The organism is Microlunatus sp. GCM10028923 (genome assembly GCF_042666975.1).
GTDB lineage: Bacteria > Actinomycetota > Actinomycetes > Propionibacteriales > Propionibacteriaceae > Microlunatus.
This window is the reverse complement of sequence record NZ_JBHTFF010000001.1, coordinates 355,392-368,638: the sequence shown is the minus strand read 5'-3', so window position 1 is coordinate 368,638 and position 13,247 is coordinate 355,392. Positions and strand designations below refer to the sequence as shown.

The window sequence follows — 13,247 nt, the reverse complement described above, 5'->3', positions numbered from 1 at the left end:
TCTACCGGTGACCGGATTCCAGCGCACTTTCGCCGCATCGCGATCTCAGCGGTCGATCCCGGCGAACTGTGCTGGATTCCGGTCGAGCCGCAGGTCGCACCCGACACGGTCTCGAATGGGACCGGGGTGCGACGAGCCGGTGCCAGCTGGGGTCTAGTGTCTTGCGGGGCCCGGGTGTGGGCCGACGCCGACGAACGGGAGACACGAGCGACGTGGGATGGCTTGAAGCGCTGATCTTGGGCCTGGTACAGGGATTGACCGAGTTTCTGCCGATCTCCTCCAGTGCGCACATTTCGATCGTGGGGCGGCTGATCAGCGGCAAGGATCCCGGGGCCGCGTTCACCGCGATCACCCAGATCGGCACCGAGCTCGCGGTCGTCCTGTACTTCGCCAAGGACATCGGGCGGATCATCTCGCGCTGGTTCAAGGCCTTGTTCCGTTGGGAACTGCAGGACGACCCGGACGTCCGGATGGGCTGGCTGGTGATCATCGGCTCGATCCCGATCGTCGTGCTCGGCCTGCTGTTCCAGAACCAGATCGAATCGGTCTTCCGCAACCTGTGGCTGACCGTCGCGATGCTCGCGGGCTTCGGCCTGATCATCGGCCTGGTCGACCACTTCGCCAAGACCGAGCGCACGCTGGAGCAGATCACCTGGAAGCACGGCATCCTGTTCGGCCTGGCCCAGTCGCTGGCCCTGGTCCCCGGCGTCTCCCGCTCCGGCGCGACGATCGCGGCCGGCCTGGCGATGGGTTACAAGCGCGAGGCGGCGGCCCGATACGGCTTTCTGCTCGCCATCCCGGCCGTCCTCGGTTCCGGCTTCTACCAACTGTTCGATCTGATCAAGGACGAGGGCGTACCGTCCGACATCGGCCCGATCATCCTGGCCACGGCGATCGCCTTCGGCGTCGGCCTGGCCGTGATCCACTGGCTGCTGCGCTACATCAGCACCCACGACTTCAAGGGCTTCGTGATCTACCGGCTGGCCCTGGCCGCGGTCGTCGCGGTGCTGCTGCTGACCGGCGTGGTGCCGGCCGTCTCCCCCTAGTCCTCTCGGTACGCCTCGCGCACCGCGGTGATCATCGCGAGCTTGTCCTCGACCGTCCGGCCGAACGGCAGCAGCGCGGCGCTGGTCACGCCCGACTCGGCGAGCACGGCCAGCCGTTCGGCGATCCGGCCGGGCGGGCCGACCAGCGAGGTCTGATCGATGAACTCGTACGGGATCGCCGCCGCGGCGTCCCGGGGCCGGCCGGACAGGAACAGGTCCTGCACCTCGGCGGCCGCGTCGGCGAACCCCATCCGGACCGCGAGGGCGTTGTAGAAGTTCTGCTTCCGGCTGCCCATCCCGCCCACGTACAGCGCGGCGTAGGGGCGGATCACGTCGGCGCAGCGTTCCGGGTCGTCGCCGACCACCACCGGCACGGTCGGGACGACGGCGAAGTCCCGGTCCGGCTGCCCGGACCGTTCCCGGCCGCGCCGGATCGCGGCGAGTTGATCTTCGGCGTGCTCGGGCGCGTGAAACACGGCGAGCCAGCCGTCGGCGATCTCCCCGGCCAGTTCGAGGTTGCGCGGGCCGACGGCGGCCAGCAGCAGCGGGATCCGTTCGCTGGGCGGCACGATGGTCAGCTTCAGCGGCTTGCCGGGCCCGTCCGGCAGCGGCAGCCGGTAATGATCACCGTCGTGGCTGACCGTCTCCCGGGCCAGCGCGGACCGGACGATCGCGACGTACTCCCGGGTCCGGCCGAGCGGGTGATCGAACCGGACGCCGTGCCAGCCCTCCGACACCTGCGGCCCCGAGACGCCCAGCCCGAGCCGGAACCGGCCGCCGGTCAGTAGGTCGAGCGACGCGGCCGTCATCGCGGTCATCGTCGGGGTGCGGCCCGGGATCTGCAGCACGGCCGACCCGATTCCGATCGTGGTCGTCTGACCGGCCAGCCAGGCCAGCACGGAGACGGCGTCGGACCCGTACGCCTCGGCCGCCCAGACCGTGTCGAAGCCCAACTCCTCGGCCCGCCGGACCAGGCGCAGCTGGCCGCGCGGATCCTCGGAGCCGACCAGGTAACCAAGATTCAGGCCAAGTCGCATGCCGGTCACGCTAAACCATCCGATTAGAGTGGCGCGCTATGGAAACGCGCCAGGTCGGCAGCACCGGACTGCGGGTGTCGCGACTGGGTCTCGGAACGCTGACCTGGGGACGCGATACGACGGCCGAGCAGGCCAGGTCGCTGCTGCAGACGTACTGCGAGGCGGGCGGCAACCTGCTCGACACTGCGGCCGCGTACGGCTCCGGAGAGACCGAGCGGCTGATCGGGCGGCTGATCGGAGATGTGGTGCCGCGCGACGACGTGATCATCGCCACCAAGGCCGGCTTCGCGATCAGGTCCGGCCAGCGGGTGGTCGACACCTCCCGCGGCGCGCTGCTGCGTGATCTTGAGGGTTCGCTGCGCCGGCTCGGCACCGACTACGTCGACCTCTGGCAGCTGCACACCTGGGGCGAGGCGCCGCTGGAGGAATCGCTGGCGGCGTTGGACCTGGCCGTGGCGCAGGGCAAGGCGCGCTACGTCGGGGTGTCCAACTTCGTCGGCTGGCAGACCGCGCAGGCCGCGACCTGGCAGCGCGCCCTGCCCGGCCGGACGCCGATCGCCAGCGCCCAGGTGGAGTACTCGCTGCTGGCCCGGCGGGCCGAGGTGGAGGTGCTGCCGGCGGTCCGGTCGCTCGGCATCGGGTTCTTCCCCTGGTCCCCGCTCGGCCGCGGCGTGCTGACCGGCCAGTACCGCAACAGCACCCCGCGCGGCTCCCGGGCGGCCAGTGATCATTTCTCGTGGTTCGTCGAGCCCTACCTCGAGCAGCGGTCCCGGGCCGTCGTCGAGGCGGTCGTACGGGCAGCCGACGGGCTCGGCCTGACCCCGCTCCAGGTGGCCCTGCTCTGGGTCCGCGACGCGCCGGGCGTGACCGCGCCGCTGCTCGGTGCCCGGACCTCCGGGCAGCTGACGCCCGCGCTGGCGGTCGAGGACCAGGAGTTGCCGGCCCAGATCGCGTCGGCGCTGGACGACGTCTCCGGCGGCCCGATGAGCGCCCGGTCCGAGCCGGTCGAGGCCCGCAGCCCCAGCTGAGCCGGCGCGGTCAGCCGTCGCGCTCCTCCAGGTAGCTCGGCCAGTCGCCGTAGTCGCTGATGTCGCGCCCCGCCTCGGCGGCGTCCTGGGCGCAGCCGAAGCCCAGCACCTGGCTGCCGTCGCGCAGCTCGACCCGGGTCAGGCTCATCGGCGCCGGCAGCGCGGCCAGGAACCGGCCGAGCGCGCCGACGGACAGCTGCCACCGCTCGCCGCCGATCCGGGTGCCCACGCCGGGGCCGACCCGGACCAGGCCGGGCTTGCCGGGTTCGGTGGCCAGGGCGACCAGCCGGTACGCGTCGCTGGTGCAGACCTCGCCGGCGTAGCGGGCGCCGAGCTTGATCAACTCCGGGTTCAGCGGCTGACCGCGCCGGTGCGCGCCGAACACGGCCAGGTCGACCGTGTCGCCGATGATCATCGGCGGCGGTGCCGTACCGAGCAGCCGGCCGGCCAGCGCCAGCAGTCGTTGATCATGGAACGCGGGGCCGACCAGCATCGCGCCGAACGGCAGCCCGTCCACCGCGCCGGCCGGGATCGCCACCGCGGACAGGTCGAGCAGGTTGCAGAAGTTCGTGTACGTGCCGAGCCGCCGGTTGATCGCCACCGGGTCGGCCGCGATCTCGGCCAGCGTCGGATGCTCGGTGGTAGTCGGCAGGTAGAGCGCGTCCACCTCGGAGAACAGCTCCGCGGCGCGCTGCCGGGCGATCAGCAGCGTCTCGGTGTCGGCCACCAGCCGATGCGCCGGTACGGCAGCGGCGGCCCGGATGATCTTCGCCACCACCGGGTCGGCGTCGGCCGGATCCTCGTCCAGGAAGGCACCGACGGCCGTGTAGCGCTCGGCCACGATCGCGCCGTCGTAGAGCAGCAGGGCGGCGTCCAGCAGGGTGCTCAGTTCGACCGGTACGGCGGTCATGCCGTGGTCGGCCAGCCGGTCGACGGCGCGCCGGTAGGCGTACCCGTAGGACGGCGTGAGGGCGGCCAGTTGATCTTGCTGGGCCACCCCGATCCGGGGCTCCGTCGGCGCGTCCAGCGGCACCGAGTCCGGCCAGGTCCGGCTCCGCGGGTCGGCCGGGTCGGGCCCGACCATGATCGACAGTGCGGTGGCCGCGAGCTCGAGCTCCCGGGCGAAGACGGTGACCGCGTCGTAGTCCACGCAGGCCGGCACCACGCCGGTGTTGGGGACCAGACCGAGGGTTGGCTTCAGCCCGATCAGCCCCTGGAAGGCCGCCGGCACCCGGCCGGACCCGGCCGTGTCCGTACCGAGGGCGAGATCGGCCATGCCGAGCGCGACGGCGACGGCCGAGCCGGCGCTGGAGCCGCCGGAGATCCGGGTCGGGTCTACCGCACCACGGACCGGGCCGTACGGGCTCCGGGTGCCGACCAGCCCGGTCGCGAACTGGTCCAGGTTGGTCTTGCCGATCACGATCGCCCCGGCCGCGCGCAGCCGGGCCACCACCGGCGCGTCGGCCGCCGGCGGATAGCCGAAACTCGGGCAGCCGGCCGTCGTCGGCAACCCGGCGACGTCGATGTTGTCCTTCACCGCGAGCAGCCGACCGGCCAGCGGCAGCCGCTCCCCCGCCGCGACCCGAGCGTCCACCCGAGCCGCCTCGGCGGTGCAGTCGGCCTCGTCGCGGAGGCTGATCCAGATCTCCTTGCGGTCCTGGACAGCGATCGCCCGGAAGGCCCGGCCGACCCGGGCGACGGCGGTACTCATGCCGGCTCGATCACGGCGAGCGGCGTGCCGGGCGCGACCTGCGCACCCGGCCGGACCAGCACCTCGCGGACCACGGCCCGGCGGTCGGAGATCACCGGCAGTTCCATCTTCATCGCCTCCAAGATCACGATCACTTCTCCTGCCTCGATGGTTTGTCCCGGCTCGACGCCGATCCGCCACACGCCGGCGGCCATCGGCGCCGGGACCAGCTCGCACCCGTCCGGTGCTTCAGCCGCACCGAGCCCGGACGCCGTCGGCTCCGGTTCGGTCACGTCGAATTCGCCGGCGGCCCGCCAGGCCTCCCGTTCGGTGTCGAACGCGGCCTGCTGTTTCGCCCGGAACGCGGCGATCTCCGCCTCCTGGCCGGCCAGCAGCCGGCGCTGCTCGGCCAGCGAGAACCGGCCCTCGTCGACCTCGACCTCCAGCCGGCCGGCCGCGAACTCGGCCCGCAGGTCGTGCAGCTCGCCCGGCTCGACCGGATACCAGTTGATCTTGTCGAAGAACCGGAACAGCCACGGCTTCCCGGCCTCGAACGCACCGGCCTGCCGGTAGCCGGACCAGATCGGCACGGTGCGGCCGATCAGCTGGTAGCCACCGGGCGAGTCCATCCCGTACACGCAGAGGTACTGGCCGCCGAGGCCGACCGTGTCGGCGGCGGTCCAGGTCCGGGCCGGGTTGTATTTCGTGGTGACCAGCCGGTGCCGCGGATCCAGCGGCACCGCCAGCGGGGCGCCCAGGTAGACGTCGCCGAGCCCGAGCACCAGGTAGTCGGCGCCGAAGACGATCTTGGCCACGTCGTCCACCGAGTCCAGTCCGTTGATCCGCCGGATGAACTCGAGGTTGGACGGCAGCCAGGGCGCCTCGGGCCGGACGCTGGTCAGGTAGCGGTGGATCGCCTCGGTCACCGCCGGGTCATCGAACGAGAGCGGCAACCGGATCCGCCGGCTCGGCACGGCCAGGTCGTCGGTGGCGGGCAGGTCCCGTTCCAGCTCGATCAGGATCCCGAGCAGCCGGCGCAGGCCGAGCCGGTCCGGATCCGTGTGCAGGTGCAGCGACCGGACTCCGGGGGTCAGGTCGATCAGGCCGTCCAGCTGCTGCTCCCGGAGCGCCGCGGTCAGGGCGTGCACCCGCAGCCGCAGCCCCAGGTCCAAGATCATCTCGCCGTACTCGACCAGCAGGTTGTCCTCCGCGCCGCGCCGGTACGTCACGGCCGGCCGGCCGTCCGCGGCCGGCAGCCGGTGCAGCACGCCGTGATCATGGTCGGCGCCGGTCCGGAACCGTTCCGGCAGCACGGACCGAGCACGCTCCGGGGCCTGCCGCAGGTCCGCGGCCGCCGGCTCGTCGACGGGGACGAACCGGACCCGGTCGCCGGGCCGGATCTGGCCGAGCTTCCAGCGGTGGGCCGGGATCACGGTCAGCGGGCAGGCGAAGCCGCCGAGGCTGGGGCCGTCCGGCCCGAGCAGGATCGGGGTGTCGCCGGAGACGTTGAGCGAGCCGACGCTGTAGGCGTTGTCGTGCAGGTTGGACGGATGCAGCCCGGCCTCGCCGCCGTCCTGCCGGGCCCACGCCGGGCGCGGGCCGGACAGCCGGATCCCGGTCCGGTTGGCGTGCGCCTGGACGGTCCAGGCGACCCGGTAGAACTGCTCCAGGTCGGCGGCTGTGAAGTACTCCGGCGCCGGCTGCGGTCCCTCGCTGACGGCGAGTTGCCACTCCTCGACCAACTCCGGCCGGTCCTCCCGCGGCACCGGGGCCGGTTCGGTGAGTTCCGGGCCCGGTGCGGCGATCCGGAGCACGTCGCCGGCGGCCACGGCGGCACCGGTGTAGCCGCCGAACCCGCCGAGGGCGAACGTCGCCGCGCTGCCCAGGTAGTCCGGCACGGCCAGGCCGCCACGCACCGCAAGATAGCTGCGCAGCCCGGGCCCGCCGATCGTGCCGAGGTCCAGCTCGGACCCGGCCGGTACGGGGATCGGCCGCCACATCGGGAACGGTCGGCCGTCCAGCGTGACCTCGGTCCGGGCCCCGGCGACACAGACCACGGCATCGGTCGCGAACCGCAGCCGTGGCCCGGTCAGGGTCAGCTCCAGGCCCGGCGCGCCGGCCGGGTTGCCGACGGCCCGATTGGCCAGCCGGAACGACAGGTCGTCCATCGGCCCGGACGGCGGCAGCCCGACCTCCCAGTAGCCGAGCCGGCCGGGCAGGTCCTGCACGGTGGTCTGCGCGCCGGCCCGGAGGACGTCGATCCGGGGTGCCCGGTCGCCGGTGATCAGGGCCAGCGTGGCCGTGGTGTGCGCGCCGTCCCGGATCCACGGATCGGCGGCGGCCGCCCGGAGTTGATCAAGGTTGCTGGCCACGCCGGAGATCCGGGTGCCGGCGAGCGCGCCGGCCAGCCGATCGTACGCGGCCGCCCGGTCCGGGCCGCCGGTGATGATCTTGGCCAGCATCGGGTCGTAGTGGGTGCTGATCACCGAGCCGGTCTCGACCCAGCCGTCGGTACGGATCCGTTCGCCGGTCGCCGAGGTCGCGTCGCCGGGCAGCACCACCTCGGTCAGCAGGCCGGCACTGGGCCGGTAGTCGGCGGCCGGGTCCTCGGCATAGACCCGGGCCTCGACGGCGTGCCCGGTGATCGCGGGCGCCGGCTCGTCGAACATCCCGTCGTCGCCCTGAGCCAGCCTGATCATCCAGCCGACCAGGTCGACCCCGGTGATCAACTCGGTGACCGGGTGCTCCACCTGGAGCCGGGAATTCACTTCCAGGAAAGCGATCTCGTCCCGGTCCAGGTCGAGTAGGAACTCCGCGGTGCCGGCCGACCGGTAGCGCACCGCCCCGGTCAGCGCGGCCGCGGAGTCGATCAGCCGCCGTTCCAGGTCCGGGGTGAGGCCGAACGCCGGGGCCTCCTCGATCACCTTCTGGTTCCGTCGCTGCAGCGTGCAGTCCCGGGTGCCCAGCGTGATCATCCGGCCGTCGCCGGCGCCGAACAGCTGCACCTCGACGTGCCGGGCGCGCTCCACGTACCGCTCACAGAAGATGCCGCCGCTACCGAAGTTGACCCCGGCCAGCCGGGCCACCGAGGCGTAGCCGGCGATCACCTCGTCGGCATCCCGCGCGACGGCGAGCCCGATCCCACCGCCGCCCGCCGCGGCCTTGATCATCACCGGATAGCCGATCCGTTCCGCGGCAGCGACGGCGGCGTCGGCCGAGTCGAGCGCTCCGCTGCCCTGCGCGAGCGGCACCCCGGCGGCACGGGCGGCGGCCCGGGCCGACTGCTTGTCGCCGAACAGCCGGAGCTGGTCCGGGGTCGGGCCGACGAAGATCAGCCCGGCGTCGCGGACCGCCTCGGCGAACTCGGCCCGCTCGGACAGGAACCCGTAACCCGGATGGACGGCGCCGGCGCCGGTGGCCAGCGCCGCCTCGATCACCGCCTCCCCGCGCAGGTACGACTCCGTCGGCGCGGCCGGGCCGAGCCGCACCGCGGCGTCGGCCTGCCGGACGTGCGGCGCGGTCGCATCGGCGTCGGAGTACACGGCGACGGTCTTGCAGCCGAGCTCCGCCGCGGTACGGATGATCCGGCAGGCGATCTCGCCGCGGTTGGCGATCAGCAGCGTCTCGAACACGGCCGTCTCCCCTCTCCCGTTTCAGATGGTCAGCGCGGCGCGGACGGCACCGACGGCCGCGGCGCCGCCCGGACCGGCCGTGGTGACCCGGCCCGAGGCGAGCACCGTGTAGCGGTCCGCCAGCTCCAGGGCGAAGCCGAGCTGCTGCTCCACCAGCAGCACCGAGAGACCGTCGGTGGCGGCCAGGCCGGCGATGATCGTCTCGATCTCGGCGACCACCGACGGCTGCAGGCCTTCGGTCGGCTCGTCCAAGATCAACAGCCGGGGCCGGGTGAGCAGCGCGCGGGCGATGGCCAGCTGCTGCCGCTGGCCGCCCGAGAGCAGCCCGGCCCGCCGGTCCAGGAACCCGCGCAGCGCCGGGAACATGTCCAGCACCTCGTCCCGGCCGGCCCCTCGGCGGCCGTCGGTGATCAGCCGGAGGTTCTCGGCGACGGTCAGCTGGCCGAAGCACTGCTGGCCCTGCGGGACGTACGCGATCCCGAGCCGGACCCGGCGGTGCGGCGGCAGCTTGGTGATCTCGGTGCCGTCGAAGGTCACCTTGCCGGCGCGCGGCCGGAGCAGCCCGACCGCGGCCCGGAGCAGAGTGGTCTTGCCGGCGCCGTTGTGGCCGAGCACCGCGGCCACGCCGTCGGCCGGCACCTCGACCGTGACGTCCTCGATCACGTCCGTCCGGCCGTACCCGACCCGGATGTCTTCCATGATCAACATCAGGCCTCCCGACCGGCCAGGACCTGGTCCGGCCCTTCGACGGGCTCCGGCCCTTCGACAGGCTCAGGGATCGGAGTGCCGAGGTAGGCCTGTTGGACCTCGGGGTTGGCCTGCACCTCGGCGACCGTGCCCTCCGCCAGCACCCGGCCCCGGGCCAGCACGCTGACCGACTTCGCGTACGCCCGCATGAAGTCCATGTCGTGCTCGACGATGATCACCGACCGGTCCTCGGCGATCCGCTGCAGCAGCGCACCGGTGCGTTCCTTCTCGGCCGCGCTCATCCCGGCCACCGGCTCGTCCAGCAACAGCAGCCGGGAGCGCTGGGCCAGCAGCATGCCGATCTCCAGCCAGCGCTTCTCGCCGTGCGGCAGCACCCCGGCCGGCGTCGCCGCCCGGTCGGTCAGGCCGATCAGCTCCAGCACCTCGCCCAGTTCGCTCGGCAGGCCACGGCGCCGGCGGAGCAACGACAACGGCCGGCGGGCCGAACCGGCCGCGATGTCCAGGTGCTGCAGCACCGTCAGTTCCTCGAACAGGCTGGCCGTCTGGAAGGTTCGGCCGACGCCGAGCCGGGCGATCTGCGCCACCCGCCGCCCGTCCAGCCGGTTGCCGGAGAAGTCGATCAAGCCCGTGCTGGCAGTCAGTCCGGTGATCGCGTCGATCAGGGTCGTCTTGCCGGCGCCGTTGGGCCCGATCAGGAACCGCAGGTCGGACTGCAGGACGGTCAGGTCGACCCCGGCCAGGGCGACGAACCCGTCGAACGAGACCCGGACGTCGTCGAGCTGCAGATAGTCCTCGGCCATCAGACCGCCTCCCGTTCCGTCGCGTCGCGCCGCAGCCGCCCGGGCAGCGACCGGAGCCAGGCCACGGCGCCGATCGACGCCAGCCCGCCGGGCAGGAAGGCAACGACGATCATGAACATCAGCCCCTGCGCGTACGTCCACGCCGACGGGAACTGTTCGGACAGGCTGGTCTCGGCCCAGGCCACGACGATCGCCCCGAGCACCGGCCCGAACAGGCTGTTCCGGCCGCCGATCGCGACGCCGATCACCAGGCCGACCGAGGGCACGATGCCGACGTCGGCCGGCGAGATGATGCCGACGATCGGCACGAACAGGGCACCGCCGACGGACGCCAGCAGGGCCGCGATCACGTACCCGGTGGTCTTGATCATGGCCGGCGAGTAGCCGAGGAACTCGACCCGGTCCTCGGCGTCCCGGCAGGCCACCAGCAGCTCCCCGTACCGGCTGGCGGTCAGCTGCCGGTAGCCGATCACGGCCGCCAGCAGCACCCCGACGGCGATCAGGTAGAGCATCAGCCGGTTGGCCGGGTCGTACAGGTCGTAGCCGAAGAAGGACCGGAAATTGGTCAGTCCGTTGGTCCCGCCGGTGCTCACCTGGTTGCCGATCAGGAAGATCGCGAACGCGGCGGCGAGGGCCTGGGACAGGATCGCGAAGTAGGCGCCGCGGACCTTCCGGGAGAACGTCGCGTAGCCCAGGGCGGCGGCCAGCAGGCTCGGCACCAGCACGATCGCGATCATGGTCAGGGCCGGGTTGCGGAACGGCTCCCACCACCAGGGCAGCCGGCCGTCCCCGTACAGCTGCATGAAGTCCGGCACCCCGCCCGGACCGGCGTCGGACAGCTTCAGATGCATCGCCATCGCGTAGCCGCCGATGCCGAAGTAGACGCCCTGGCCGAGCACCAGCATGCCGCCCTTGCCCCAGGCCAGGCCGATGCCGATCGCCACGATCGCGTAGCAGACGTACTTGCCGAGCAGGTCGAGCCGGAAGTCGGTCAGCACCGCCGGCGCCGCCAGCAGAACGGCGGCCAAGATCACCAGCCCGGTCCAGTCCCGGAACCGTCCCAGCAGCGCGTTCTTTGGAGTGAACCTCATGCCAGGCTCCTGGTCCGGACGGTGAAGATCCCCTGCGGCCGGAGCTGGAGGAAGATCACGATCGCGACGAACACGCCGACCCGGGCCAGCGTCGCCGAGGACCAGTCCCAGAACTCCAGGCCGGCCCGGAGCAGGCCCAGCGCGAGCGCGGCCAGGATCGCGCCGCGGAGCTGCCCGATGCCGCCCACCACGACGACCAGGAAGGCGTCGACGATGTAGCCGGTGCCCAGGGTCGGGCCGATCGACCCGATCTGGCTCAGCGCGACCCCGGCGATCCCGGCCAGGCCGGAACCGATGAAGAACGACCGGCGGTCGACCGAGCGGGTGCCGATGCCGGAGGTCTCGGCGAGCGAGCGGTTCTCCACCGTGGCACGGATCCGGCGGCCCAGGCTGGTCAGCCTGATCACCAGGGCCAGGACGATCACAGCGGCCGCGGCCAGCAGCAGGATGAACACCCGGGACCGCGGCACCTCCGCGCCCAGCACGGTCACCGCGCCGGACAGCCAGGCCGGCGCCGCGACGTCGACGTTCGGTGCGCCGAAGACGTCCCGGGCCACCTGCTGCAAGATCAGCGAGACTCCCCAGGTGACCAGCAGGGTGTCCAGCGGCCGGTGGTACATCCGGTGCAGCAGGGTCATCTCGAGCAGCAGCCCGAGCGCCCCGCCGATCAGGAACGACACCGGCAGCGCGACCAGCAGCGACACCCCGGGCGCCCCGATCACCTGCTGCAGCACGAAAGCGGTGTACGCCCCCGCCATGATGAACTCGCCGTGCGCCATGTTGATCACGCCCATCTGGCCGAACGTCAGCACCAGTCCGAGCGCGATCAGCAACAGGATCGAGGCCAGGCTCAGACCGGCGAAGCCCTGCGAGACTGCGGTGATCATGATCGGCGCCGGCTCAGTTGGCGTTCAGGGACTTGGCCCAGTCGTAGCTCTCCAGGAACGGATCCGGCTCGATCGGCTTGCCCGAGCTCCAGACCACGTCGATCAGCCCGGAGTCGCCGTTGATCTTGCCGATCAGCGCCGTCTTGGCCAGGTGGTGGTTGTCGCCGTTCACCGTCACCGGGCCCTCCGGGGCCTCGAAGGTGACCCCACCGGCGGCACCCTGCACCGCGGCCACGTCGAACGAGCCGGCCTTCTCCACCATGCCCTTCCACAGATACAGCGAGGTGTAGGCCGCCTCCATCGGGTCGGAGGTGACCCGGTCGGCTCCGTACGCCTTCTGGAACGCGGCGACGAACTTCTCGTTCGCGGAGCTGTCGACGGTCTGGTAGTAGTTCCAGGCGGTCAGCTGGCCGGCCAGCACCTGCTTGCCGATGCCCTGGACCTCCTCCTCGGCGATCGACACCGAGAGCACCGGCATCTTCTCCGCGGTCAGCCCGACATTGCTGTACTGCTTGAAGAACGCGACATTGGAGTCACCGTTGAGCGTGTTGAAGACGGCGTCCGCGTCGGCGCTCGCCACCTTGTTGACGATGGTGGAGAACTCGGTGTCGCCGAGCGGCGTGTACTCCTCGCCGAGGATCTCGATCCCGTTCGCCTCGGCGTAAGCCTTGATGATCTTGTTCGCGGTGCGCGGGAAGACGTAGTCGCTGCCGACCAGGAACAGGCTCTTCACGCCGGACTCCTTGAGGTAGTCCAGGGCCGGGATGATCTGCTGATTGGTGGTGGCGCCGCTGTAGAAGATGTTCTTGGACGCCTCCAGGCCCTCGTACTGCACCGGGTAGAAGAGCAGCGAGTTGTTCGACTCGAAGACCGGCAGCATCGCCTTCCGGGAGGCCGACGTCCAGCCGCCGAAGACCGCGGCGACGCAGTCGCTCTTGATCAACTTGGTGGCCTTCTCGGCGAAGCTGGTCGGCTCCGACGCGCCGTCCTCGGTGACCAGCTGCAGTTGCTTGCCCTGCACCCCGCCAGCCGCGTTGATCTCCTCGGCGGCCAGGTTGAGTGCATCGTTGACCGTCTTCTCGCTGATCGCCATGGTGCCGGACAGCGAGTTGAGGAAGCCGATCTTGATCGTCGCGCCGGAGGTGTCGACGCAGGACGTCGCCGTCCCCGCCGATCCGGCCTCGCCGACCTTGGCCCCGCATCCGGTGAACAGCAGCGTGGCCGCGAGGGCCGCACTGATCCCCGATGCCAGCCGGAACGATGCCTTCATGGTTCCCCCATCTCTGCCGGTGTTGCCGTGAGTGGACCGAACGGCCCGAGCAGTTCCT

The 13,247-nt window shown here is 71.7% G+C and carries 10 protein-coding genes; 2 read left to right on the top strand and 8 right to left on the bottom strand.

The window, feature by feature from the left end:
- The first annotated feature begins 176 nt into the window (after positions 1-176).
- Positions 177-1,046 (top strand): undecaprenyl-diphosphate phosphatase, encoded by an 870-nt coding sequence (locus tag ACFQU4_RS01635; protein WP_377486011.1) that lies wholly within the window; start codon positions 177-179, stop codon positions 1,044-1,046.
- Here the strand turns inward: ACFQU4_RS01635 and ACFQU4_RS01630 are convergent.
- Positions 1,043-2,083 (bottom strand): LLM class F420-dependent oxidoreductase, encoded by a 1,041-nt coding sequence (locus tag ACFQU4_RS01630; protein WP_377486009.1) that lies wholly within the window; start codon positions 2,081-2,083, stop codon positions 1,043-1,045. The genes ACFQU4_RS01635 and ACFQU4_RS01630 overlap by 4 nt on opposite strands.
- Before the next feature lie 38 nt (positions 2,084-2,121).
- Here ACFQU4_RS01630 and ACFQU4_RS01625 point away from each other — a divergent pair, with 38 nt between their 5' ends.
- Entirely contained in the window at positions 2,122-3,111 is a 990-nt protein-coding gene (locus ACFQU4_RS01625) for an aldo/keto reductase (protein ID WP_377486007.1), read from the top strand.
- Positions 3,112-3,121: 10 nt separating this feature from the next.
- Here the strand turns inward: ACFQU4_RS01625 and atzF are convergent, their stop codons facing one another.
- From atzF to urtA, 7 genes are read right to left on the bottom strand one after another with little or no spacing between them, the layout of a single operon-like run.
- Positions 3,122-4,822: an allophanate hydrolase gene (atzF, locus tag ACFQU4_RS01620; protein ID WP_377486005.1), complete on the bottom strand. Its 1,701-nt coding sequence runs from the start codon at positions 4,820-4,822 to the stop codon at positions 3,122-3,124.
- Positions 4,819-8,433 (bottom strand): urea carboxylase, encoded by a 3,615-nt coding sequence (uca, locus tag ACFQU4_RS01615; RefSeq protein ID WP_377486003.1) that lies wholly within the window; start codon positions 8,431-8,433, stop codon positions 4,819-4,821. Before uca ends, atzF begins: the two co-directional genes overlap by 4 nt.
- A 21-nt stretch (positions 8,434-8,454) precedes the next feature.
- Positions 8,455-9,141: an ATP-binding cassette domain-containing protein gene (locus ACFQU4_RS01610; RefSeq protein ID WP_377486001.1), complete on the bottom strand. Its 687-nt coding sequence runs from the start codon at positions 9,139-9,141 to the stop codon at positions 8,455-8,457.
- Positions 9,141-9,941, bottom strand: a complete 801-nt coding sequence (locus ACFQU4_RS01605) for an ABC transporter ATP-binding protein (RefSeq protein WP_377485999.1) — start codon at positions 9,939-9,941, stop codon at positions 9,141-9,143. Before ACFQU4_RS01605 ends, ACFQU4_RS01610 begins: the two co-directional genes overlap by 1 nt.
- Complete coding sequence (gene urtC / locus ACFQU4_RS01600; protein ID WP_377485997.1) at positions 9,941-11,032, bottom strand: urea ABC transporter permease subunit UrtC; 1,092 nt, start codon at positions 11,030-11,032, stop codon at positions 9,941-9,943. The genes ACFQU4_RS01605 and urtC overlap by 1 nt, the downstream gene beginning before the upstream one ends.
- Positions 11,029-11,919: an urea ABC transporter permease subunit UrtB gene (gene urtB / locus ACFQU4_RS01595; protein WP_377485995.1), complete on the bottom strand. Its 891-nt coding sequence runs from the start codon at positions 11,917-11,919 to the stop codon at positions 11,029-11,031. The genes urtC and urtB overlap by 4 nt, the downstream gene beginning before the upstream one ends.
- Positions 11,920-11,932: 13 nt before the next feature.
- Positions 11,933-13,189 carry an urea ABC transporter substrate-binding protein gene (gene urtA, locus ACFQU4_RS01590; protein WP_377485993.1) on the bottom strand — a complete coding sequence of 419 codons (1,257 nt, stop codon included), beginning with the start codon at positions 13,187-13,189 and terminating at the stop codon, positions 11,933-11,935.
- Between the last annotated feature and the right edge of the window lie 58 nt (positions 13,190-13,247).